The sequence below is a fragment of the Rhizobacter sp. P5_A1 genome, assembly GCF_056400745.1.
In genome coordinates, this window is the sequence record NZ_JBFUKR010000001.1 from 1 (window position 1) to 21,816 (window position 21,816).

22 protein-coding genes are annotated in these 21,816 nt (G+C 68.3%); 1 reads left to right on the forward strand and 21 read right to left on the reverse strand.

All coding sequences use genetic code 11. The features are described from left to right. From AC1DTW_RS00005 to AC1DTW_RS00060, 12 genes are all read right to left on the reverse strand, one after another. Nucleotides 1-494 (reverse strand): NYN domain-containing protein (locus AC1DTW_RS00005; protein ID WP_477977819.1); only part of this gene is annotated, 494 nt, incomplete at its 3' end. Continuing rightward, on the reverse strand, nucleotides 491-1,549 hold the full coding sequence (gene pyrC, locus AC1DTW_RS00010) for a dihydroorotase (RefSeq protein ID WP_477977821.1): 1,059 nt from the start codon (nucleotides 1,547-1,549) through the stop codon (nucleotides 491-493). The genes AC1DTW_RS00005 and pyrC, both read right to left, overlap by 4 nt. Before the next feature lie 73 nt (nucleotides 1,550-1,622). Next, nucleotides 1,623-2,357: an amino acid ABC transporter ATP-binding protein gene (locus AC1DTW_RS00015; RefSeq protein ID WP_477977823.1), complete on the reverse strand. Its 735-nt coding sequence runs from the start codon at nucleotides 2,355-2,357 to the stop codon at nucleotides 1,623-1,625. 10 nt (nucleotides 2,358-2,367) lie between these two features. Further along, nucleotides 2,368-3,036: an amino acid ABC transporter permease gene (locus tag AC1DTW_RS00020; protein ID WP_477977825.1), complete on the reverse strand. Its 669-nt coding sequence runs from the start codon at nucleotides 3,034-3,036 to the stop codon at nucleotides 2,368-2,370. Beyond that, complete coding sequence (locus AC1DTW_RS00025; RefSeq protein WP_477977827.1) at nucleotides 3,033-3,740, reverse strand: amino acid ABC transporter permease; 708 nt, start codon at nucleotides 3,738-3,740, stop codon at nucleotides 3,033-3,035. Before AC1DTW_RS00025 ends, AC1DTW_RS00020 begins: the two co-directional genes overlap by 4 nt. 174 nt (nucleotides 3,741-3,914) lie before the next feature. Further along, a complete protein-coding gene (locus tag AC1DTW_RS00030) occupies nucleotides 3,915-4,814 on the reverse strand; it encodes an amino acid ABC transporter substrate-binding protein (protein WP_477977829.1) in 900 nt (299 codons plus the stop codon). 158 nt (nucleotides 4,815-4,972) lie between these two features. Further along, nucleotides 4,973-6,388 carry an aspartate ammonia-lyase gene (locus tag AC1DTW_RS00035; RefSeq protein ID WP_477977831.1) on the reverse strand — a complete coding sequence of 472 codons (1,416 nt, stop codon included), beginning with the start codon at nucleotides 6,386-6,388 and terminating at the stop codon, nucleotides 4,973-4,975. A 99-nt stretch (nucleotides 6,389-6,487) separates the two neighbouring features. Further along, nucleotides 6,488-7,564 carry an asparaginase gene (locus AC1DTW_RS00040; RefSeq protein WP_477977833.1) on the reverse strand — a complete coding sequence of 359 codons (1,077 nt, stop codon included), beginning with the start codon at nucleotides 7,562-7,564 and terminating at the stop codon, nucleotides 6,488-6,490. A gap of 108 nt (nucleotides 7,565-7,672) precedes the next feature. After that, the gene (locus AC1DTW_RS00045) at nucleotides 7,673-8,578 is read right to left on the reverse strand and encodes an amino acid ABC transporter substrate-binding protein (protein ID WP_477977835.1); all 906 of its coding nucleotides are present in this window, start codon (nucleotides 8,576-8,578) and stop codon (nucleotides 7,673-7,675) included. Nucleotides 8,579-8,585: 7 nt separating this feature from the next. After that, nucleotides 8,586-9,890 (reverse strand): dicarboxylate/amino acid:cation symporter, encoded by a 1,305-nt coding sequence (locus tag AC1DTW_RS00050; RefSeq protein WP_477977837.1) that lies wholly within the window; start codon nucleotides 9,888-9,890, stop codon nucleotides 8,586-8,588. A 185-nt stretch (nucleotides 9,891-10,075) separates the two neighbouring features. Then, a complete protein-coding gene (locus AC1DTW_RS00055; protein WP_477977839.1) occupies nucleotides 10,076-10,993 on the reverse strand; it encodes a LysR substrate-binding domain-containing protein in 918 nt (305 codons plus the stop codon). 37 nt (nucleotides 10,994-11,030) lie between these two features. Next, the gene (locus tag AC1DTW_RS00060; RefSeq protein ID WP_477977841.1) at nucleotides 11,031-12,857 is read right to left on the reverse strand and encodes an ABCB family ABC transporter ATP-binding protein/permease; all 1,827 of its coding nucleotides are present in this window, start codon (nucleotides 12,855-12,857) and stop codon (nucleotides 11,031-11,033) included. 62 nt (nucleotides 12,858-12,919) lie between these two features. On the opposite strand from AC1DTW_RS00060, the gene AC1DTW_RS00065 reads away from it, so the two are divergent. Then, nucleotides 12,920-13,345: an acyl-CoA thioesterase gene (locus AC1DTW_RS00065; protein WP_477977843.1), complete on the forward strand. Its 426-nt coding sequence runs from the start codon at nucleotides 12,920-12,922 to the stop codon at nucleotides 13,343-13,345. On the opposite strand, the gene AC1DTW_RS00070 is transcribed toward AC1DTW_RS00065, so the two are convergent. The 9 genes from AC1DTW_RS00070 to AC1DTW_RS00110 form a co-directional block, all read right to left on the reverse strand. Further along, nucleotides 13,335-14,789 carry an alpha,alpha-trehalose-phosphate synthase (UDP-forming) gene (locus AC1DTW_RS00070; protein ID WP_477977845.1) on the reverse strand — a complete coding sequence of 485 codons (1,455 nt, stop codon included), beginning with the start codon at nucleotides 14,787-14,789 and terminating at the stop codon, nucleotides 13,335-13,337. The genes AC1DTW_RS00065 and AC1DTW_RS00070 overlap by 11 nt on opposite strands. Beyond that, nucleotides 14,789-15,514 (reverse strand): trehalose-phosphatase, encoded by a 726-nt coding sequence (gene otsB / locus AC1DTW_RS00075; RefSeq protein WP_477977847.1) that lies wholly within the window; start codon nucleotides 15,512-15,514, stop codon nucleotides 14,789-14,791. Before otsB ends, AC1DTW_RS00070 begins: the two co-directional genes overlap by 1 nt. 103 nt (nucleotides 15,515-15,617) lie before the next feature. Then, nucleotides 15,618-16,706, reverse strand: a complete 1,089-nt coding sequence (locus AC1DTW_RS00080) for a mechanosensitive ion channel family protein (RefSeq protein ID WP_477977849.1) — start codon at nucleotides 16,704-16,706, stop codon at nucleotides 15,618-15,620. A 60-nt stretch (nucleotides 16,707-16,766) separates the two neighbouring features. Next, the gene (locus tag AC1DTW_RS00085) at nucleotides 16,767-17,609 is read right to left on the reverse strand and encodes an SDR family oxidoreductase (RefSeq protein ID WP_477977851.1); all 843 of its coding nucleotides are present in this window, start codon (nucleotides 17,607-17,609) and stop codon (nucleotides 16,767-16,769) included. Then, complete coding sequence (locus AC1DTW_RS00090; RefSeq protein WP_477977854.1) at nucleotides 17,606-18,331, reverse strand: SGNH/GDSL hydrolase family protein; 726 nt, start codon at nucleotides 18,329-18,331, stop codon at nucleotides 17,606-17,608. The genes AC1DTW_RS00085 and AC1DTW_RS00090 overlap by 4 nt, the downstream gene beginning before the upstream one ends. A 14-nt stretch (nucleotides 18,332-18,345) precedes the next feature. Continuing rightward, nucleotides 18,346-19,101: an enoyl-CoA hydratase gene (locus AC1DTW_RS00095; RefSeq protein WP_477977856.1), complete on the reverse strand. Its 756-nt coding sequence runs from the start codon at nucleotides 19,099-19,101 to the stop codon at nucleotides 18,346-18,348. A 19-nt stretch (nucleotides 19,102-19,120) separates the two neighbouring features. Then, nucleotides 19,121-20,053 (reverse strand): alpha/beta hydrolase family protein, encoded by a 933-nt coding sequence (locus AC1DTW_RS00100; RefSeq protein WP_477977858.1) that lies wholly within the window; start codon nucleotides 20,051-20,053, stop codon nucleotides 19,121-19,123. A 2-nt stretch (nucleotides 20,054-20,055) separates the two neighbouring features. Beyond that, entirely contained in the window at nucleotides 20,056-20,601 is a 546-nt protein-coding gene (locus AC1DTW_RS00105; RefSeq protein WP_477977860.1) for a DUF1569 domain-containing protein, read from the reverse strand. A gap of 10 nt (nucleotides 20,602-20,611) precedes the next feature. Continuing rightward, the gene (locus tag AC1DTW_RS00110; RefSeq protein WP_477977862.1) at nucleotides 20,612-21,808 is read right to left on the reverse strand and encodes an acetyl-CoA C-acyltransferase; all 1,197 of its coding nucleotides are present in this window, start codon (nucleotides 21,806-21,808) and stop codon (nucleotides 20,612-20,614) included. Nucleotides 21,809-21,816 lie beyond the last annotated feature (8 nt).

Consider the following 21,816-nt stretch of genomic DNA (forward strand, 5'->3'; position numbering starts at 1 on the left):
CGCCCCGGCTGCGCACGCGCGCGGGCCGGTCGCGCTGCGGAGGGCGTCGGCCGCGGCGGCACGTCGCGCGGCTTGCGGTGCGCGAGGTCGATGAACTCGTCGTAGGCCAGCGGCGACTCGGCACCGGTCTTCCCGGCCTGGCCGATGCCGAGCACGCGGCAGCCCTTTTCGCGCAGGCGCTGCGCGAGCGGCGCGTAGTCGGAGTCGCTCGAGCCGATCACGACGACGTCGGGGCTCTCGCAGATCGCCAGATCGATCGCGTCGACCGCCAGTGCGATGTCGGTCGAGTTCTTGCCGGTCGGCACGTTGACCATCGGCCGGATCGCGCAGCGGCGGTACAGGTCGGTGTACTCGATGACCTTCTGCGGGCTCGAATACGCGCGCCGGAAATGGATCGCGCCGTAGAGCTTCAGCAGGTGTTCGACGGCCTGCTCGATCACGTCGCCGGAGAGGTTGTCGGCATCGATCAGCAGGGCCACGCGGAGATCGTTCATCGGGGGCTGTCCAGCAGTTGCCACGCCAGGCTTTCGCCGCCGCGCAGGGGCTTCAGGCGAGTCTCGCCGAACGGCAGCGACTCGGGCAGGGTCCACGCCTCGCGGCGCAGCGTCACGCGGCCGGTGTTGCGCGGCAGGCCGTAGAACGCCGGCCCGTTGAAGCTCGCGAAGGCTTCGAGCCGGTCGAGCGCGCCGGCGGCATCGAAGGCCTCGGCGTACAGCTCGAGCGCCGACAGCGCCGTGTAGCAGCCGGCGCAGCCGACCGCGTGTTCCTTCAGCGGCGCGGCGTGCGGGGCGCTGTCGGTGCCGAGGAAGAACTTGGGGCTGCCCGAGCCCACCGCGGCGACCAGCGCACGCCGGTGTTCCTCGCGCTTGAGCACCGGCAGGCAGTAGTAGTGCGGCCGGATGCCGCCGAGGAACAGCGCGTTGCGGTTGTACAGCAGGTGGTGCGCGGTGACGGTCGCGCCGACGAAGGCATCGGCCTCGCTGACGTACTGCGCGGCCTCGCGCGTCGTGATGTGCTCGAACACGATCTTCAGCGCGGGGAAATCGCGGCGCAGCGGGATCAGCCGGGTGTCGATGAAGGCCTTTTCGCGGTCGAACAGGTCGATCTCGGGATCGGTCACCTCGCCGTGCACGAGCAGCGGCATGCCGGCGCGCTGCATCGCTTCGAGCGTCGGGTAGGTCTTGCGCAGATCGGTGACGCCGGCATCGCTGTTGGTCGTCGCGCCGGCCGGATAGAGCTTGACCGCGATCACGCCGGCCGCTCGCGCGCGCGCGATCTCGTCGGGCGGCAGCGTGTCGGTCAGGTACAGCGTCATCAGCGGCTCGAAGCCGAGGCCTTGCTCTTTCATCGCGCCGGGCAGCGCGGCGACGATGCGTTCGCGGTACGCGAGCGCCTGCGCCGCGGTCGTCACCGGCGGCTTCAGGTTCGGCATGATGATCGCGCGCGCGAACTGGCGCGCGGTGTCGGGCACGACGGCCGCGAGCGCGGCCCCGTCACGCACATGCAGGTGCCAGTCGTCGGGGCGGGTGATCGTCAGTTCCTGGATCATGCCGCCGATTCTCGCACCCGCAAAAAAACAGAAGGGCGCCCGAAGGCGCCCGCCGTCCTGTTGGACGAAGTCCCTAGTGCTGCAGGATCTTCGACAGGAATTCCTTCGCGCGCGGGGAGCGGGCGTCGGGGTCGCCGAAGAATTCCTCGCGCTTGCAGTCTTCGACGATCTTGCCGGCATCCATGAAGATCACGCGGTGGCTGACCTTCTTCGCGAAGCCCATCTCGTGCGTCACGCACATCATCGTCATGCCCTCCTGCGCGAGCTTGACCATCACGTCGAGCACTTCGCCGACCATCTCGGGGTCGAGCGCGGAGGTCGGCTCGTCGAACAGCATCACGATCGGGTCCATGCTGAGCGCGCGGGCGATCGCGACGCGCTGCTGCTGGCCGCCGGAGAGCTGACCCGGGAACTTGTCCTTCTGCGCGATCAGCCCGACGCGATCGAGCATCTTCAGGCCGCGCGTCTTCGCGTCGTCGGCGCTGCGGCCGAGCACCTTGATCTGCGCCAGCGTCAGGTTCTCGGTCACGCTCAGGTGCGGGAACAGCTCGAAGTGCTGGAACACCATGCCGACGCGCGCGCGCAGCTTCGGCAGGTCGGTCTTCGGATCGGCGATCGAGATGCCGTCGACGACGATGTCGCCCTTCTGGAACGGCTCCAGCGCGTTGACGGTCTTGATCAGCGTCGACTTGCCGGAGCCCGACGGGCCGCAGACCACCACGACCTCGCCCTTCTTGATCGTGGTCGTGCAATCGGTCAGCACCTGGAAATTGCCGTACCACTTGGAAACGTTCTTGATGTCGATCATGGATTGATCCTCAGCGAATGATGGCGATCTTCTTCTGCAGCCGGCGCACGAGCATCGACAGGCTGAAGCAGATCACGAAGTAGACGACGGCAGCGAACAGGTAGGCCTCGACGGGGCGATTGAAGTTCTTGCCCGCGACCTCGAAGCCCTTCAGCAGGTCGTAGGCGCCGATCGCGTAGACCAGCGAGGTGTCCTGGAACAGGATGATGGTCTGCGTCAGCAGCACCGGCAGCATGTTGCGGAAGGCCTGCGGCAGCACGATCAGCTGCATGCACTGCTTGTAGGTCATGCCCACCGCATAGCCGGCGTTGACCTGGCCCTTCGAGACCGACTGGATGCCGGCCCGCATGATCTCCGAGTAGTAGGCGGCCTCGAACACCGTGAAGGTGATGATCGCCGACAGCTCGGCACCGAGCGAGCGGCCGATCAGCAGCGGGATCAGCAGGAAGAACCACAGGATCACCATCACCAGCGGGATCGAACGCAGCGTGTTCACGTAGAACGCCGCGGCCATCACCAGCCACTTCTTGCCCGACAGCCGCATCAGCGCGAGGATCGTGCCGATGACGATGCCGCCGAGCATCGAGATCAGCGTCAGCTGGGTCGAGAAGATCAGCCCCTTCAGGATGAAGTTGGTGATGAGGTTCCAGTTCAGGAAGCCGAAATCGAGGGCCGTCATTTGCCGGCTCCGACCATGCCCGGCACCTGGACGCGGTGCTCGATCTGCTGCGCGATGCGATTGATCGCGAACGCCGAGATGAAGTACAGGAACGAGACCGCGAGATAGACCTCGACGCCGCGCGAGGTTTCCTCGGCCGCCTGCTGCGCGAAGAAGGTCAGCTCGGCGATGCTCACCGCGAACGCGACCGACGAGTTCTTGATGATGTTCATCGACTCGCTGGTGAGCGGCGGGATGACGATCCGGAATGCCATCGGCATCAGCACATAGCGATAGGTCTGCGGCAAGGTCAGCCCCATTGCGAGGCCGGCGTAGCGCTGACCCTTCGGCAGCGTCTGGATGCCGGCCTTGACCTGCTCGGCAATGCGCGCCGAGGTGAAGAAGCCGAGGCCGAACATGACCAGCAGAAAGCTCGGGATGCTGCGCAGCGAGAGAAAGATCGCCGGCAGCACGTGGTACCAGACGAACAGCTGCACCAGCAGCGGCACGTTGCGGAAGAGCTCGGTCCAGGCCTCGCCGAAGAACGACAGCGCCTTGCTCGGCACCGTGCGCAAGATGCCGATCGCCGAGCCGACGACCAGCGCGATGACCAGCGCCAGCAGCGCCACCGACATGGTCCAGCCCCACGCCGACATCAGCCACTGCAGATAGGTCTGCCCTCCCCCGGTGTCCTGGAAGAACACCTGCCAATCCCATTTACCCAAGGCTCGCTCCCGCTCGTTTCATTCTGATCTGTTCCCGGCACCACAAAGAAAAAGCGCGACGCAGAAGGCTCCACGCCGCGCTCGGCTCAATGTAAGCAAACTTCGCGCCGGGCGGCGCTAGGACTTACCTCAGGGCTTCGTCGCCGAAACCGCTGCGGCGCCCGGCGCCGGATCTCACTTCTTGTAGGTCTCGGCCGGCTTGTCGTTCGGGTTCGCGATCGCGTTCTTCAGCGAGGCCGACATCGGCATGCCGACGATCGCGCTGCGCGGCGGCACCGGCGACATGAACCACTTGGTGTAGATCTTCTCGAGCTCGCCGCTCTTCATCAGGCCGATCACGGTGTCGTCGACCAGCTTCTTGTAGGCGGGGTCGTCCTTCGGGATCATGATCGCGATCGGCTCTTCGGAAAGCGACTCGCCGACGATCTTGAAGTCGGCCGGCGCCTTCGAGTTGACGATCAGGCCGGCGAGGATGTTGTCGTCCATCACGAACGCATCGGCACGGCCGGATTCGAGCAGCAGGAACGAATCGGCGTGGTCCTTGCCGAACAGTTCCTTGAAGTCGACGCCACCCGCCTTCTCGTGCTTGCGCAGCAGTTGCACCGAGGTCGTGCCGGTCGTCGTCGCGACGGTCTTGCCGTTCAGCTGAGCGATCGAGGTGATGCCGGAGTTGGCCTTCACCGCGGTGCGCACGTTGGTCACGAAGGTGGTCGGCGCGAACGAGACCTGCAGCTGGCGCGCCGCATTGTTGGTGGTCGAGCCGCATTCCATGTCGACGGTGCCGTTCTGCACCAGCGGCACGCGATTCGCCGAGGTCACGACGGTGTACTCGACCGGCAGGGTCGGCGCCTTCAGGTTGGCCTTGATCGCCTCGGCGATCTTCAGGCAGACATCGACGTGGTAGCCGGTGTACTTGCCATCACCGGTCGTGTAGGCGAGCGGCGCCGACGAATCGCGGGTGCCGATGACGATCTTGCCGGCGCCCTTGATCTTGGCCAGGGTGTCGGCGGCCTGCGCAACGTTGACGGCGCCGCATGCCAGCACGGCAGCGAGCGCGAGGGCGAGCTTCTTCATTCGAGATCCTTCAAAGGGTTGCAGAAATAGCCAGAACGGATTGTTGCGGATGCGCGCCGACACAGAATCGGTAGGCACCCGCAAAACCGAGGGTAAAGCCGGGGTCGGGGCCCGCGGACGAGCGCAAAGTTCATGCCATCGCGCTGCACCACCGCAGTTCAATCGGCCGGCCGCAACACGGGCTGCGTGAGCCGTTCGGGCACGAGCAGCGCGTTCATCTCGGCCTGGCTCATGATGCCGAGCTGCTCGGCGACCGCGGCGATCGTGCCGCCGCTGGCCAGCGCCGTCTTCGCGATCAGCGCCGCGCGCTCGTAGCCGATGATCGGGTTCAGCGCCGTCACCAGCGTGACCGATTCGGCGACGCGCTTCGCAAGCACGGCGTGGTTCGGCTGGATGCCCTCGACGCAATTGACCTGCAGCGTCTTGCAGGCCTGCGTCAGGTGCTTCACGCTCTTGTGGATGGCATGCGCCATGATCGGCTCGAACGCGTTCAGCTGCAGCTGGCCGGCCTCGGACGCCATCGTGATCGTCACGTCGTTGCCGATCACCTCGAACGCGACCTGGTTCATGACCTCCGGGATCACCGGGTTCACCTTGCCCGGCATGATCGACGAGCCGGCCTGGCGCGCCGGCAGCTTGATGTCGCCGAAGCCGGCCTGCGGCCCGCTCGAGAGCAGCCGCAGGTCGTTGCAGACCTTGCTCAGCTTGCACGCGACGCGCTTGAGCACGCCGGAGAGCTGCACGAACGAGCCGGTGTCCTGCGTCGCCTCGACCAGGTTCGCCGCCGGCACGACCGGCACGCCGCTGATCTGCGCGAGCAGCGGCACGACGCGCTCGGTGTAGCCCGCCGGCGCATTGATGCTGGTGCCGATCGCGGTCGCGCCGAGGTTGACTTCGATGATCAGCGTGCGCGCCTCGCGCAGGCGCTGCTCGTCTTCGCCGATCATGATCGCGAACGCGAGGAACTCCTGGCCGAGCGTCATCGGCACGGCGTCCTGCAGCTGCGTGCGGCCGATCTTCAGCACGCTGCGGAACTCGTGCGCCTTGGCCTCGAACGCACCGCGCAGGTCGGCCATCGCGACCAGCAGTGCCTCGATGCCGAACCACGCCGAGACGCGCAGCGCGGTCGGATACACGTCGTTCGTGCTCTGCGACGCGTTGACATGATCGTTCGGATGCAGCTTGTCGTAGCGCCCCTTCTCGAAGCCCATGTGCTCGAGCGCCCGGTTCGCGATGACCTCGTTCGCGTTCATGTTGGTCGAGGTGCCGGCACCGCCCTGGATCACGTCGACGACGAACTGCTCGTGCAGCTTGCCGGCGATCAGCTCGTCGCAGGCGCGCTCGATCGCCGCGGCCTGCGCCGCGTCGATCACGCCGAGTTCGGCATTCGTCTGCGCGGCCGCCTTCTTGACGAACGCGAGCGCGCGCACGAGCTCGGGCATCGTCGCGACCGTCTGCCCCGAGATCGGGAAGTTGTCGACCGCGCGGGCGCTGTGCACGCCCCAGTACGCCGCGGCCGGGATCTGCATGTCGCCGAGAAAATCGTGCTCGTGGCGCGTGGCTGCTTCGTTCATGTGGTCTCTCCAATCAAGCGGTCGCCCCGGAGCCGGCTTTGCCGGGCCGGTGGCGGCGCCCCCTCGAGGGGGAGCGCCGGAAGGCGCTCCGGGGGTGGGTCAATAACTCCAAAAGATGCGTTGCAATTCCTTGCTGTCGGCGGTCTTCGTCAACGCGACGGCCGCGAGGATCTTCGCCTTCTGCGGATTCAGATCATGCGCCACGATCCAGTCGTACTTGTCGTCCGGCTGCTCGGAATTGCGCAGCACGAAGCCGTCGGGCACGCGCGCCGAGCGGATGATCTGCACGCCGTCGGCACGCAGCTTGCGCAGCGCAGCGACTTCGTAGTCGGGCACCGAGCCGTTGCCGGTGCCGGCATGGATGACTGCCTTCGCACCGGCCTTGCTGGCGGCCTCGGCCATCGTCGTCCCCATCTCGCCCGAGCCGTAGACGATCGAGACCATCGGCAGGGTCGTGATCGACTCGATGTCGAACTCGCTGCCCATCGTGTGGCGTTTCACCGGCGCGCGGAACCAGTAGGTCTTGCCTTCGACGACCGAGCCGAGCGCGCCCCACTGGCTGCCGAACGCGTTCGTCTTGATGTTGATGCGCTTGCCCGAATCGCGGCCCGACAGGATGTCGTCGTTCATCACGATCAACACGCCCTTGCCGCGCGACTCCGGCGCCGCAGCGACCGCGACCGCGTCGTAGAGGTTCAGCGTGCCGTCGGCCGACATCGCAGTGCCCGGGCGCATCGAGCCGACGACGACGATTGGCTTGTCGGTGTGCACCGTCAGCGTCAGGAAGAACGAGGTTTCCTCGAGCGTGTCGGTGCCGTGCGTGATCACGATGCCGTCGACGCCGGGCTCTTTCGCGAGCGCCGCGACGCGCTTGGCGAGCGTCACGAGCTTCTCGTTCGTGAAGCTCTCGGAGGCGATCTGGAACACCTGCTCGCCGCGCACGCTGGCGATGTCGGCCAGTTCGGGCACCCCGGCGATCAGCTTGTCGACCGGCACCTTCGCGGCCTGGTAGGTCGCGCTGTTCGCGGCCGAGGCGCCGGCGCCGGCGATCGTGCCGCCGGTGGCGAGCACGACGACGTTCGCCTTCGGCGCGGGCGACGTCTGCGCGAACGCGCCGAGGGCGCTGGCCAGCGCGAGCGCGGCGGCGCCGCGGATCAATCGTTGAATCGTGGACATGGGTCTCTCCTGGGGCTTGGACAAATGCTTGCCCTTCGGGCGGCGCCGCGGCGCGCCCGTGGGCGGGTGGGAATCGGTGGCGCCGTGGCTCGGCGCGCGGCGTGGGGTCTACTCCGTGCGCGACACCATCGTCTGCACGATGGTCTCGAGCTGGGCGCTCATCGGCAGGTCCAGGCTCACGCCCGACGGCAGCTTGCGCAGGAACCAGCGGTTGTAGCGGCGCTCGATCTCGCGGTCTTCGGCGAGCGCGTGAAAGGTGTCGTTGACCAGCCTCGTGAGCTGGGCATCGCCTTTGCGGAACATGATCCCGTACGGGTCGTACGAGAGGAAGTCACCGGTGACGACGTACTCGCCCTGCGCCTTGTTCTGCGCCAGCAGGCCGTAGAGCAGCACGTCGTCGGTCGCGAACGCATCGACCGCGCCGGCCGTGAGCTGCGCGAACGACGCCGCGTGATCGGCCGCGACGACGATGTTCATGTCGATCTTGAATTTCGCGGCCAGCTCGCGCATCGTCTTCTCGTTCGTCGTGCCGGCGGTGACGGCCACCTTCTTGCCGGCGAGATCGCGGAAGCTCTTGACCGGCGAACCCTTCCTGACCAGCAGCTTGGTGCCCGAGACGAACATCGTCGGCGAGAACGCGACCTGCTTCTGGCGCTCGAGGTTGTTGGTCGTCGAGCCGCATTCCAGGTCGACCTGGCCCGACGCGACCGCCGGAATGCGCGACTCCGAGGTCACCGCCCGCCACTTGATCGCGATCGTGCGGCCGACCTCTTCGCTGATCGCGTCGACGAGCAGCTTGCACAGGTCGATCGAGTAGCCGATCGGCTCGCCGCGCGCCGACAGGTACGAGAACGGGATCGACGACTCGCGGTGCCCGATCGTGATCGAGCCACTCTCGCGCACCTTGGCCAGCGTGCCGGTGAATTGGTCGGGCGCGTTCTGCGCGCCGGCCGGAAGCATGGCGAGCGCCATCAGGCCGCTGACCGCGAGCTTGACGATGAAGGCGGTCTTCATCGCGGGCTCAGGCGGGGATCGGGTGCGCCAGGGCCGCCGCCTCGGCGTCGATCCGGCGCAGGTTCACTGCGGCGGCGTCTTCCGACAGCAACTCGCCTTCCCATTTCGCGACGACCGCGGTCGCGATCGAGTTGCCGACCGCATTCGTCGCCGAGCGGCCCATGTCGAGGAAGGTGTCGACACCCAGGATCAGCAGCAAGCCGGCTTCGGGAATGTTGAACTGGTTCAGCGTCGCGGCAATCACGACCAGCGACGCGCGCGGCACGCCGGCCATGCCCTTGGAGGTCAGCATCAGGATCAGCAGCATCGTGATCTGCGTGCCGATCGGCAGCACGATCCCGTAGGCCTGCGCGATGAACAGCACCGCGAAGGTGCAGTACATCATCGAGCCGTCGAGGTTGAACGAGTAGCCCATCGGCATCACGAAGCTGGAGATCTTGCGCTTCACGCCGAAGCGGTCGAGCGCGTCGAGGATCTTCGGGTATGCGGCTTCGGAGCTGGCGGTCGCGAACGACAGCAGGAACGCCTCCTTGATCAGCACCAGCAGCTTGAACACGCGCGGGCCGAGGAACAGGAAGCCGGCGCCGACCAGCACGGCCCAGAGCACGAACAGGCCGAGGTAGAAGTCGCCCATGAAGACCGCGAACTTCAGCAGGATCTCCAGGCCGTTGACCGCAACGGTCGCGGCCATCGCCGCCATCACCGCGAGCGGTGCGAGCTTCATCACGTAGCCGGTGATCTTCAGCATCGCGTGCGAGAGCTCGTCGATCGCGGCGACCAGTGTCTTCGCCTTCTCGCCGAGTGCGGCCAGCGCGACCCCGAAGAACATCGAGAACACGACGATCTGCAGGATCTCGTTGTTCGCCATCGCTTCGGCGAACGACTTCGGCACCAGGTGGCTGACGAAGTCCTTCAGCGTGAACTTGCTCGTCGCCAGGTTGGCCGACGCGCCGATGTCCGGCAGCGGCAGCCCGAGGTTCTTGCCCGGCTCGAGCAGGTTGGCCATGATCAGGCCGAGGATCAGCGAGATCAGCGACGCGGTGACGAACCAGCCGAGCGCCTTGCCGAACACGCGCCCGACCGATTTCGCGTCGCCCATGTGCGCGATGCCGACGACCAGCGTCGAGAACACCAGCGGGCCGATCAGCATCTTGATCAGGCGCAGGAACACGTCGGACATGATCGACACGTAGCCGGCGATCTGCGCCGCGGCCTTCTTGTCCGGGAAGCTGGTGAAGATCATGTAGCCGAGCATGATGCCGATCACCATCGCGATCAGGATCCAGGCCGCGGGCGGCAGTCGCTTTTTCATGGGAGGTCTCGTCCTTGAAATCGTTGAACCGGCCGCCGGCCTGACTGGCACGGCGAGATGACGCTGCGATGAACAGCGGCGGAACTTTACGGGCGAGCCCGAATCGGCGCCAATGCTGAATCTCCGCCAGACTATGCGCGTTGCGCATAGTGGTCAAGGGCAAACCCTGAGAATGGCCGGAGCGGCTACCTGGACGAGGCCAGGAAGTCCCAGAGCGCGAGCGCGCCCGGTTTGGCGTGGCGGGCCATCTCGGGGCGCTCGCGGTAGATGCGGATGTCGATCTCGAGCTCGTGGCGCCCGGCCGGCGCGGCACGCACCAGGCGTCGGCTCTTCAGTTCCTTCTTGACCGAGCTGGCCGGCAGGAACGCGAGGCCGTGGCCCTCGATCGCCATCGCCTTCAGGCCCTCGGCCATGTCGGTCTCGTAGATCGGCTCGAGCTGCAGCGGCTCGTTCGACTGCTTGGCGATGACCTCGACGAGCCGGCCCAGGTACGCCCCCGGCGCGTAGCTGAGGAACGGCACGCGCTCGCCGGGGGTACCCGGCAGGCTGAACAGCGGCTCGCCGTCGGCATTGCCCTTCGCATAGGCCACCAGCGTTTCGTGGCCGAGGCTGAGCATCTCGTAGCGATCCGGATTGAGCTGCAGCGGTTGCGACGGGTGGTGATACGCCAGCAGCAGGTCGCAGCTGCCCTCGACCAGGTGCATCACCGCGTCATGCACGTTGAGCGCGATCAGCCGGCTCTTCATCGCGCCGAAGCGCTTGCGCAGATCCATCACCCAGTGCGGGAAGAACGTGAATGCGAGCGAGTGCGGCACCGCGAACTCGATCATGTCGTGGCCGGCCGCCTTGTGGCCGCGCATCATGTTGCGCGTGGTCTGCAGCGCGCCGAGGATCTCGAGCGCCTGCGCGTGCAGCGTCTCGCCGGCCGAGGTCAGGCGCGTCGGGTACGACGAGCGGTCAACCAGGTCGATGCCGGCCCAGGCTTCGAGCGACTGGATGCGGCGCGAGAACGCCGGCTGCGTGACGTGCCGCAACTGCGCCGAGCGCGAGAAGCTGCGTGTCTCGGCCAGGCTGACGAAGTCTTCGAACCACTTGGTTTCCACGCGGCAGAGTGTAACGAAGCGCCTGCCGACGCCCGGCTCAGGCGAGCGCCTCCTCGTCCGCGCGGCTCTGCTGCAGACGCCACATCTCGGCGTAGCGACCGTTCATGGCCAGCAGCTCGGCGTGTGTCCCGCGCTCGAGGATGCGGCCGAGTTCCATCACGAGGATCTGGTGCGCGTCGACCACCGTCGAAAGGCGGTGCGCGATCACCAGCGCGGTCTTGTTGCGCGCCGCGCTCTTCAGCTCTTCCTGGATCGCGCGTTCGTTGGCGGAATCGAGCGCCGAGGTCGCCTCGTCGAAGATCAGCAGCGGCGGGTTCTTCAGCAGCGTGCGCGCGATCGCGACGCGCTGCTTCTCGCCGCCCGAGAGCTTCAGCCCGCGCTCGCCGACCATCGTGTCGTAGCCCTTCGGCGTCGAGACGATGAAGTGGTGGATGTGCGCCGCCTTCGCCGCGCCTTCGACAGTCTGCCGGTCGGCGCCGGTGCGGCCGTACGCGATGTTGTATTCGACCGTGTCGTTGAACAGCACCGTGTCCTGCGGCACGATGCCGATCGCCTGGCGCAGGCTCTGCTGCGTGACCGTGCGGATGTCCTGCCCGTCGATCGCGATGCGGCCGGCGTTCACGTCGTAGAAGCGGAACAGCAGCCGCGCCAGCGTGCTCTTGCCCGAGCCCGACGGGCCGACCACCGCGACCGTCTTGCCGGCCGGGATCTCGAAGCTCACGTCGTGCAGGATCGTGCGGTCCGGGTCGTAGCCGAAGCGCACGTGCTCGAAGCGCACCGCGGCCCCATGCGGCTCGAGCGGCTTCGCATCCGGCGCGTCGGCGATCTCGCGGTTCTGCCCGAGCAGCGCGAACATCTTCTCCATGTCGATCATCGACTGCTTGATCTCGCGGTAGATCACGCCGAGAAAGTTCAGCGGGATGTAGAGCTGGATCATCAGCGCGTTGACCAGCACAAGGTCGCCCAGGCTCATCGTGCCGCCGACGACGCCGAGCGTCGCGCGCCACACCAGCAGCGTGACCGCGGTCGCGATGATCAGGCTCTGGCCGATGTTCAGCACCGACAGCGAGGTCTGCGACTTGATCGAGGCCTTCTCGAGCCGCTGCAGGTTCTCGTCGTAGCGGCCCTGCTCGAACTTCTCGTTCGAGAAGTACTTGACCGTCTCGTAGTTGATCAACGCATCGACCGCGCGCGTGTTCGCCTTCGAGTCCTGCTCGTTCATCGCACGCCGGAAGTGGGTGCGCCATTCGGTCACGGTGATCGTGAACGTGATGTAGACCACCAGCGCACCGAACGTGATCGCGGCGAACCAGCCGTCGAACTTGGCCGACAGCAGCCCGATCACCAGCGCGATCTCGACCAGCGTGGGCAGGATGTTGTAGATCGTGTAGTTCAGCAGCGACTGGATCGAGCGCGAGCCGCGCTCGATGTCGCGCGAGACGCCGCCGGTCTGGCGTTCGAGGTGAAAGCGCAGGCTCAGGCCGAGCAGGTGCTCGAAAGCCTCGAGCGAAACGCGCCGCGCGATGCGCGCTGCGACCGGATAGAACAGGTATTCGCGCAACTCGGTGAACGCGGTGATCGACAGCCGCAGCGCGCCGTAGGCCAGCAGCAGCGCGACCGGCACCGCGAGCACCGCGACCGGATCGCCGGGCTTCAGGCTCAGCGCGTCGACGAGCCGCTTCAGCACCAGCGGCACGCCGACGTTGGCCAGCTTCGCCGCGATCAGAAAGCTCAGCGCGACACCGACACGCCAGCGCCATTGCCAGACATAGGGCAGCAGCTTCTTGAGGGTCGCCCAATCGGAGCGCCGCACGGGCGGGGTGTCGCCGGGCGGGGCGGGAATGGCGAGCGAGGCGTGGCGCATCGGGGCAGGATGGGAAAGATGAAAGAATCGTGCGAACACGACAAGCGGGCAGGTGAAGCAATATGGCAGAGATTTCAAGTGACGGTGCGGCCGGCGAACCGCCGCTGCAGCTGCCCGACGACCGCCAGCTCGTGCTGCGCGTGATGCCGATGCCGGCCGACGCGAACGGCAACGGCGACATCTTCGGCGGCTGGATCATGGCGCAGGTCGACATCGCCGGCGCGGTGCTGCCGGCACGCATCGCGAAGGGCCGCATCGTGACGGTCGCGGTCAACGAGTTCATCTTCAAGCAGCCGGTGTCGATCAGCGACCTGCTGAGCTTCTACGCCAAGGTCGAGCGCATCGGCAAGACCTCGATCACGGTCAACGTCGAGGTCTACGCCGAGCGCAACCCGGCGGACCTGCAGGTCGTCAAGGTGACCGAGGCGAACCTGACCTATGTCGCGATCGATCGCGACGGCCAGCCGCGGCTGATCCCTAAGAGCTGAGCCGCTCGGCCGCGCCGGATTCCGGCGCCGTCTCGCGCGCCTGCGGCTCGACGGCCATCAGCGCGTCGAGAAAGCTGCGCCGCCACCAGTGCACGTCGGTGGCGCGAATCTGCGCGAGCAGTGCAGCGTGGCGCTCGCAGCGCTCGGCCAGCGGCATGCGCAGCGCGCGCTGGATCGCCTGTGCCGTCGCCGCGATGTCGTAAGGATTCACCAGCAGCGCCTCGCGCATCTGTTCGGCCGCGCCGGCGAAGCGCGACAGCACCAGCACGCCGGGATCGGCTTCGTCCTGCATCGCGACGAATTCCTTCGCGACCAGGTTCATGCCGTCGCGCAGCGGGGTGACCAGCGCGACCCGCGCATAGCGGTACAGCGCCGGCAGCCGGCGCCGGGCCCAGGTGCGGTGCAGGTAGCGGATCGGCATCCAGTCGAGCTCGCCGTAGTCGCCGTTGATCTCGCCGGCCAGGCCCTCGAGCTCGCGGCGCAGATCGTCGTAGGCATCGACGGTCTCGCGCGTCGGCGAGGCGATCTGGATCAGCGTCGCGCTGTTGCGGTTCTCGGGATAGTGCGCGAGCAGTTCGCGGAACGCGCGAAAGCGCCGCGGCAGGCCCTTCGAATAGTCGAGCCGATCGACACCGACGAGCAACCGCCGCTTGCCGTACTGGTCGTTCAGCATCGCCGCGGTCTCGCGCGATTCGGCGCTGCCGGCGAGGCGCCGGAACTCGTCGACATCGATGCCGATCGGGAACGCACGCGCGACGACGCGGCGGCCGAAGGCCGCGAACTCGCCGTCGCCGAGCGCGCTGGCGTTCGCCTCCTCGAGCACGAAGCGCGCGAAGTGGTCGGCGTCCATGCGCGTCTGCAGCCCGACCAGGTCGTACGCGAAGAACGACCGCATCAGCCATTCGTGGCCCGGGATCGCCGCGAGGATCGGCGGCGGCGGCAGCGGGATGTGCAGAAAGAAGCCGATGCGCTGGCGGCAGCCGAGCGCGCGCAGCTCGGCAGCGAGCGGGATCAGGTGGTAGTCGTGGACCCAGATCACGTCGTCGGGGCGCAGCAGCGCCGCGAGCTTGCGTGCGAACAAGCGGTTGACGCGCTGGTAGCCGGCGAAGAAGCCGGCGCCGAAATCCGCGAGGTCGAGCCGGTAGTGCAGCGCGGGCCACAGCGCCTGGTTCGCGTAGCCGGCGTAGTAGGCGTCGTGGTCGGCGCGCGAGAGGTCGAGCGTGACCAGCCGCACCGCGCCGGAGCGCTGCTCGTGCAGCTCGCCCTCGCCCGGCGTGCCGCCCTCGACGATCTTGCCGCTCCAGCCGAACCACAGGCCGCCGCTGCGCGAGAGCGCATCGCCGAGCGCGACCGCGAGGCCGCCGGCGGCCGGCTTGCGCGGATCGCCGACGCGGTTCGAGACGGCGACGAGCCGTCCGTGCGGGAGGTCGTGCAGCGTGGCCATCAGCGTTGCGCGGCGCGCGGGCCGGCACCGAGCCAGGCGCCGACCGCATCCGTGTCGGCGAGCCGATAGCGCGCCGCGCTTTCGCCCGGACCGACGCGCACGCCGAAGCCGCCGGCGCGTTGCGCGGCCCGGATGCCGTCTTCGTCGGTCACGTCGTCGCCGACGAACACCGGCTGTCGACCGGCGAACGGCGCCTCGGCCAACAGCGCCGTCACCGCCGCACCCTTCGAGACGCGACGCTGCTTCAGTTCGAAGACGCAGTGACCGCGGAACCATTCCCAGGTCGCGTCGGCCCCCGGCACGGCGGCCAGCGCCGCGACCAGCGCATCGCGACAGACCAATTCGAGTTCCGGCCGGGCGCGGTAGTGCAGCGACAAGCCGCTCGCCTTCGGCTCGAGGATCAGCCCGGCATGCCGCGCCGCGAGCGCGGCGGCACACTCGACCACACCGGCCGGCGGGCTCGCGTCGAGGCGCTCGATGTCGCCCGTGGCGCCGCGCCGTTCGGCGCCATGCGCGCCGGCCGTCGGCAGGCGCAGCGGCGCGAGGAACGCATCGAGCTGCTCGATCGGCCGGCCGCTGACGATCGCGAGCGCCCCGCCGAGCCCCTTTGCCAGCGCATCGAGCGCCGGCAGCACCCACGCCGGCACGCGCACATCCTGCGGGCGCGGGGCGATTGGCACCAGCGTGCCATCGAAATCCACGAACAGCGCTGCCGATGCGGACAAGGCGGGGGGCTCGGTCGAGATCAAGCTTTGACCCTAGCAGAGTTGCGCAAAATGTTGCTGCCCGGCACGCAAAACCGCAGCCGGGCGCGGGGGCAGTCCTGCGTCAGCGCGCGGCATCGGTGACCGGCTCCATTCGCTCGTCGCCACGCGCCGCGCGGCTGTCGTCGACGACCGCGCGCCATCGCGGCAGGTGCTGCGGGTGCTCGCGCTGCATGAAGCTCACGAGCCCTTCGCGGACGTGGCAGCGCAGATCCCAGGCCCGGCTCGAGTTGATCGCGGTGACCAGCAGGCGCAGTTCGACGCTGTGCTCGCCGGCCTCGGTCATCTGCAGCAGGCACAGGCGGCGGTCCCAGTCGGGCGAGGCCTCGCACAGCCGCTGCGCCTCGGTGCGCAGCGGCTCGAGCGGCATCCCGTAGTCGACGCGCAGGAACACGGTGCCGATGATCTCGGCGTCGGCACGGGTCCAGTTCTCGAACGGGTTCTCGATGAACCATTGCAGCGGGATGATGAGCCGGCGCTGATCCCAGATGCGCAGCACGACATAGGTGCCGGTGATCTCCTCGACGCGGCCCCACTCGCCCTTCACGATCAGCACGTCGTCGATGCGCAGCGGCTGGGTCAGCGCGATCTGCAGGCCGGCGATCAGGTTGCTGAACAGCGGCCGCGCGGCGATCCCGACGATCAGGCCGGCGACCCCGGCCGACGCCAGCAGGCTCGTGCCGATCTGGCGCGCGCCGGGGAAGGTCATCAGGATCAGCGCGACCCCGGTCAGGTGCACCATCACCATCGCGGTGCGGGCGAGCACGCGGGTCTGCGTCTGGATGCGGCGGGCCTGCAGGTTGTCGGTCACGTCGACCGGGTGCAGCGCGATCACGCCGCGCGCCACGCCGCGCACCGCGGCCACGCCGAGCCAGGTGATCGCGGCCAGCAGCAGCACACCGTTGGCGTGCTGGACGCGGCCGATCGCCGTCAGCTCATCGGGGGCGCCGTGCCAGACGACCTGCAGCGCGACCAGCGGCAGCACGACCCAGGCCGGCCATTCGCAGCGTTCGAGCACGGCCTTCGGCACCGCGGTGCCGCGCGCCAGCCGGCGCAGCAGCGGACGGCAAATCGCGAGCGTCACGAGCGCGACGACGACCGCGATCGCCGCCGCCAGCAAGGTCTGGAGCCATTCGACGGACAGCATCGGCATGCGGGCATCCTAGCCGTACAGGCCGGCGCGCCACGCGCGCCGGATGCAAGCCCGCGCCGTTCAGTCGACGAAGAAGTCGGGGATGAAATCGGTCGTGCCGGGCGTGACGCTGTATGCGTCGAGGTCGGTCACGCCGTGCTGGCGCAGCAGTACGTCGTCGATGAAGAAGTTGCCGCTGGTTACCTTGGCATCGCTGGTCAGGATCAGATAAGCAGCGTCCGAGAGGATCTCCGGCGTGCGGCAGCGGGCGATGTCGACGCCGGGGATCATCTGCAGCGCCGCGGTCGCGATCGCGGTGCGCGGCCACAGGCTGTTGACGCCGATGCCGTAGGGCCTGAACTCGCCCGCGTGGCCGAGCGTGCATTCGCTCATGCCGTATTTCGCCATCGTGTACGCGACGTGCGGGCTGAACCAGTGCTCGCGCATCGACAGCGGCGGCGACATGTTCAGCACGTGCGGGTTGCGACCGGCCTGCGCTGACTTGATCAGCTCGGGCAGGCAGGCCTGCGTGCAGAGGTAGGTGCCGCGCACGTTGACGCCGAACATCAGGTCGAAGCGCTTCATCGGCGTCGCGTTCGTCGGCGTCAGGCTGATCGCGCTGGCGTTGTTGACGAGGATGTCGATCCCGCCGAAGTGCGCGACCGCCTGCTCGACCGCCGCGAGCACGCTGGCCTCGTCGCGGATGTCGGTCTGCAGCGCGAGCGCGTGGCCGCCGGCGGCCTCGATCTCGGCGGCGGCCGAATGGATCGTGCCGGGCAGCTTCGGGTTCGGATCGCTGGTCTTCGCGGCGATCACGATGTTGGCGCCGTCGCGCGCGGCACGTTTCGCGATCGCCAGGCCGATGCCGCGCGACGCGCCGGTGATGAAGAGCGTCTTGCCCGCGAGCGTGTTCAGGTTCGTCATAGCGTCTCCTTGGGAAGCATGCGCTCGACGACGAAGCGCGCGAGCGCTTCGCCGCAGGCGCGGTACACCGGCTCGCCGGGGTGGAAGCCGTCGCTCGCCATCGCGCCGGGCGCGAGCTGGATCGCAATCGGCGTGTGGAACACGTTGCGGCGGGTCGCGGCCCAGTTCGCGATCGCATCGTCGTGGCGTCGCGCGTCTTCGCCCATCACGCCGCGCAGCGGTTGCGGCAGCAACGGGAACTGGTTCATCGGCGGCAGCGGCCCGAACAGCACGAACGTGGCGCGGCCCTCGCCGAGCAGCCAGTCGGCCAGCGCAGCGCGGTGCTGCACCGCGCGCTGCGGCGGGATCAGGCCGATCACGTCGTTGACGCCGGTCAGCACGACCGCGACATCGGCGACCGGCAGCATGTCCCAGCGCAGCATGTGGTGCAGCTGCGCGGTCGTCAGCCCCGAGCGCGCGCGCAGATGCCAGCGCAGCGCGCGCCCGCTGCGCCGGTGCAGCGCGCGCGTGAAGTGGCCGGCAAAGGCCTGGTCCTGCAGCGCGACGCCGACCCCGGCCGCCGACGAATCGCCGGCGATCAGCACGCGCAGCGCGCGGGCGCCGCTGCCCAGCTGGCCCTCACGCGGGCCGGCCGCCTCGGGCAAGGCCGGGGTGCGCTTGCGCGTGTTCAGTGCCTGCGCGATCAGCACCGGCGAGAGCACGAGTTTCAGCGCGAGCGACATGGCGTTTCATCATCTCAGAATTTCGAGAAATCGGGCTTGCGCTTCTGGAAGAACGCACCGAAGGCCTCCTGCGCTTCGGGGCTGCGCAGGCGCCTGGCGAAGATCTCGCCTTCGGCCACGATCGTCTCGCTCGCGAGCTGCGCGCGCGCTCGGCGCATCAGCGTCTTCGTGTCGCGCACCGCGCCCGGCGGCAGCGCGTTGAAGCGCTCGGCGATGCGCCGTGCGTGGTTCGCGACCTCGTTCGCCGGCAGCACCGCGTTCGCGATGCCGCACTCGACCGCGTCGGCGCCGGTGAACGGGTCGCCGAGCAGCAGCTTCTCGGCCGCGCGCGCGTTGCCCATCAGCTGCGGCACGATCAGGCTCGACGCGAACTCCGGCACCAGACCGAGGCTGACGAACGGCATCGCCAGGCGCGCCTCGTCCGACACGTAGACGAAATCGCAGTGCAGCAGCAAGGTCGTGCCGATGCCGATCGCCGCGCCGGTGACCGCGGCGACGAGCGGCTTGTCGCAGCCCATCAGCGCCCGCATGAACACAAAGGCCGGCGGCTCGCCGGGCGGGCGCTGCATGAAGTCCTCGATGTCGTTGCCGGACGTGAAGATGCCGGGCTGACCGGTGATCAGCACCGCGCGCACCGTGGCGTCGGCCTTCGCCGCATCGAGCGCGGCGGCCATCGCGTGGTACATCGCGCCGGTGATCGCGTTCTTCTTCTCGGGGCGCGCGATCTCGATCGTCGCGACGCCGTTCAGCGTGGCTGTCTTGATGCTCATGCACTCGTCTCCTGCTGCTTCATGGTGCCCCCAAGACGCCTTCGGCGTCGGCCCCCCAAGGGTGCGTCACCGCCTTGGGGCGGCCCGGCGGCGGTTGGAAACCCTGCAACAGCGCGACACTGCGCGCCCACAGGGATGATTGAAACTGCTCGCGAAAGAATCCGAAGTGGCCGATCCTTGCGGCCTTCACATCGGCCGGCGCGATCCGCTCGACGCGCCGCGGCGCGTTCGCGTACGAGTCGATCAGCACGTGCGTGCCGCGCTCGGTCATCAGCTCGTCGTCGGTGATCGACAACGCGACGACCGGGAAGCGCACCTGCGCGTACTGCACGCGCACCGCGTCGCCCTCGGCGCCCACCACGTAGCGCGGGTTCATGCACCAGCGCCGCCACTGCAGCACGACGCCGCGCGGCAGATCCCCGATCTTGCCGATGCGCTTGCCCGGAAAGTAGCCGAACAGCGCGGTCGCCACCGGCACCAGCACGTGCCAGAAGTACAGCACGATGCGCTTGAGCTGCGGCGCGTTGTCGCGCCAGTAGCCGCTGCCGGCCGCGACCGACAGCAGCCCGTCGACCCGGCCGCGGTTGCGCAACAGGCCCGGCAACTGCGCGCCAAGGCTGTGGCCGATCAGGTAGAGCGGCACGCCGGGCGCATGCGCGCGCAGCGCGTCGATCGCCGTGTCGTAGTCGCGGGCCCAGCTGAACAGGTCGGCGTGCAGGCCGCGCAGCGATTTCGTCTGTGCGGCGCTGCGCGAATCGCCCATGCCGCGGTAGTCGAAGGTCATCACCGCGAAGCCCTGCGTCGCGAGCCACCGCGCGAACGGCCGGTAGAAATCCTGGCGCACGCCCATCGCGCCGCCGATCAGCACGGCGCCCTGGATCGCGGCATCGCACGGGTACAGGCGCGCGGCGAGCGCGCTGCCGTCGTTCGAGTCCAGATTCAGTGGTTCCATGCTCAAGCCGCCTCGGTCCAGTGGTTCGCAAGATGCATCAGGTGCGCCCGCGTGTAGGCAGGCTTGTCGAGCGCACCGTACGCGAAGTGCGGCGCGAGCGGACCGGTGTGGCGCTCGAAGGCCCGCAGCGCGCCGATCGCGTGGTCGATCGCCGGGGCCAGCGACTGGCCGGGCGCGATGTCGGGCGCGCCGGGAATCGGCTCGTGCAGGCTGTGCGTCATCTGCCCGCCCGCATTGAAGAGCGCGAACGCGTACGAGCCGACGGTCGCGCGAAACCAGGCTGGCTTCGGGGCCGGGAAGCCGCTGATCGAATACTCGATGCTCTGCGCCGCGTGGTGCAGCACCTGCGCGAGGTCCCAGACGCCGGTCATGCGCGGCGGCGAGCCTCTGAGTTGCGCCAGCGTCTGGAGCGCCGCGTCGATCGACGCGAAGCGCTCGCTGCCGAGCGCTGCCGGGTGCACGGCGCTGACCACCATCGGCGCCGCGAGCGCGCCGACGCCGACGACGAGGCCGACCCGTCGCAACGCGCTGCGCCGTTCGGGATTCATCGCGCGCGGATCAGACACGCTCGAAGATGCCGGCCGCGCCCTGCCCCGTACCGACGCACATCGTCACCATCCCGTACTTCAGGTTGTGCCGGCGCAGCGCATGCACGACGGTCGCGGCGCGGATCGCGCCGGTGGCGCCGAGGGGGTGCCCGAGGGCGATCGCGCCGCCCATCGGGTTCACCTTCGCCGGATCGAGCCCGACGCTGTTGATGACCGCGAGGGATTGCGCCGCGAAGGCCTCGTTCAGCTCAATCCAGCCCATGTCGTCGAGCTTGAGGTTCGCGTAGCGCAGCGCGGCCGGGATGGCTTCGATCGGGCCGATGCCCATGATCTCTGGCGGCACGCCGCGTGCGGCAAAGCTGACGAAGCGCGCGAGCGGCGTCAAGCCGAATTGCTTGACCGCCTTCTCGCTCGCCAGGATCAACGCGCCGGCGCCGTCGCTGGTCTGCGAGCTGTTGCCGGCCGTGACGCTGCCCTTGGCCGCGAACACCGGCTTCAGCTTGGCGAGGCCTTCGAGCGAGGTGTCGGGGCGCGGGCCTTCGTCGAGGTTCACGGTGCGCGTCTTCACGCCTTGCTCACCGGTCGCCAGGTTCGGGAAGCGCGAGACGACGTCGATCGGCGTCATCTCGTCGGTGAACTCGCCCGCCGCCTGCGCGCGCAGCGCGCGCAGGTGCGATTCGAGCGCGAACGCGTCCTGCGCTTCGCGCGAGACCTTCCATTGCGCGGCGACCTTCTCGGCCGTGATGCCCATGCCGTACGCGATGCCGACGTTCTCGTCGTTCTCGAAGATGGCCGGGTTGAACGAGGGCTTGTTGCCGCCCATCGGCACCAGGCTCATCGATTCGGCGCCGCCGGCGATCATCACGTCGGCCTCGCCGACGCGGATGCGGTCGGCGGCCATCTGGATCGCGGTCAGGCCGGAGGCGCAGAAGCGGTTCACGGTCACGCCGCCGATCGGATTCGAAAACGCGAGCGCCACCGCGACGCGCGCCATGTTCATGCCCTGTTCGCCTTCGGGGAACGAGCAGCCGATGATCGCGTCCTCGATCGCCTTGGGGTCGAGCGACGGCACCTGCCGCATCGCGCTCTTGATCGCGGCGACGAGCAGATCGTCGGGTCGGGTGTTCTTGAAGTAGCCGCGGCCCGATCGGCCGATCGGCGTGCGGGTGGCGGCAACGATGTACGCCTCTTGAACTTGCTTGCTCATGTTCTGGT

Coding starts and splice junctions, on each gene's coding strand:
- AC1DTW_RS00020 (WP_477977825.1), bottom strand. CDS start 3,036: ATGACGGCCCTCGATTTCGGCTTCCTGAACTGGAACCTCATCACCAAC.
- AC1DTW_RS00080 (WP_477977849.1), bottom strand. CDS start 16,706: ATGCCGATGCTGTCCGTCGAATGGCTCCAGACCTTGCTGGCGGCGGCG.
- AC1DTW_RS00110 (WP_477977862.1), bottom strand. CDS start 21,808: ATGAGCAAGCAAGTTCAAGAGGCGTACATCGTTGCCGCCACCCGCACG.
- AC1DTW_RS00030 (WP_477977829.1), bottom strand. CDS start 4,814: ATGAAGAAGCTCGCCCTCGCGCTCGCTGCCGTGCTGGCATGCGGCGCC.
- AC1DTW_RS00040 (WP_477977833.1), bottom strand. CDS start 7,564: ATGTCCACGATTCAACGATTGATCCGCGGCGCCGCCGCGCTCGCGCTG.
- AC1DTW_RS00060 (WP_477977841.1), bottom strand. CDS start 12,857: ATGCGCCACGCCTCGCTCGCCATTCCCGCCCCGCCCGGCGACACCCCG.
- AC1DTW_RS00090 (WP_477977854.1), bottom strand. CDS start 18,331: ATGTCGCTCGCGCTGAAACTCGTGCTCTCGCCGGTGCTGATCGCGCAG.
- AC1DTW_RS00035 (WP_477977831.1), bottom strand. CDS start 6,388: ATGAACGAAGCAGCCACGCGCCACGAGCACGATTTTCTCGGCGACATG.
- AC1DTW_RS00100 (WP_477977858.1), bottom strand. CDS start 20,053: ATGGAACCACTGAATCTGGACTCGAACGACGGCAGCGCGCTCGCCGCG.
- AC1DTW_RS00015 (WP_477977823.1), bottom strand. CDS start 2,357: ATGATCGACATCAAGAACGTTTCCAAGTGGTACGGCAATTTCCAGGTG.
- AC1DTW_RS00085 (WP_477977851.1), bottom strand. CDS start 17,609: ATGACGAACCTGAACACGCTCGCGGGCAAGACGCTCTTCATCACCGGC.
- pyrC (WP_477977821.1), bottom strand. CDS start 1,549: ATGATCCAGGAACTGACGATCACCCGCCCCGACGACTGGCACCTGCAT.
- AC1DTW_RS00045 (WP_477977835.1), bottom strand. CDS start 8,578: ATGAAGACCGCCTTCATCGTCAAGCTCGCGGTCAGCGGCCTGATGGCG.
- AC1DTW_RS00095 (WP_477977856.1), bottom strand. CDS start 19,101: ATGAGCATCAAGACAGCCACGCTGAACGGCGTCGCGACGATCGAGATC.
- AC1DTW_RS00065 (WP_477977843.1), top strand. CDS start 12,920: ATGGCAGAGATTTCAAGTGACGGTGCGGCCGGCGAACCGCCGCTGCAG.
- AC1DTW_RS00105 (WP_477977860.1), bottom strand. CDS start 20,601: ATGAATCCCGAACGGCGCAGCGCGTTGCGACGGGTCGGCCTCGTCGTC.
- AC1DTW_RS00070 (WP_477977845.1), bottom strand. CDS start 14,789: ATGGCCACGCTGCACGACCTCCCGCACGGACGGCTCGTCGCCGTCTCG.
- AC1DTW_RS00050 (WP_477977837.1), bottom strand. CDS start 9,890: ATGAAAAAGCGACTGCCGCCCGCGGCCTGGATCCTGATCGCGATGGTG.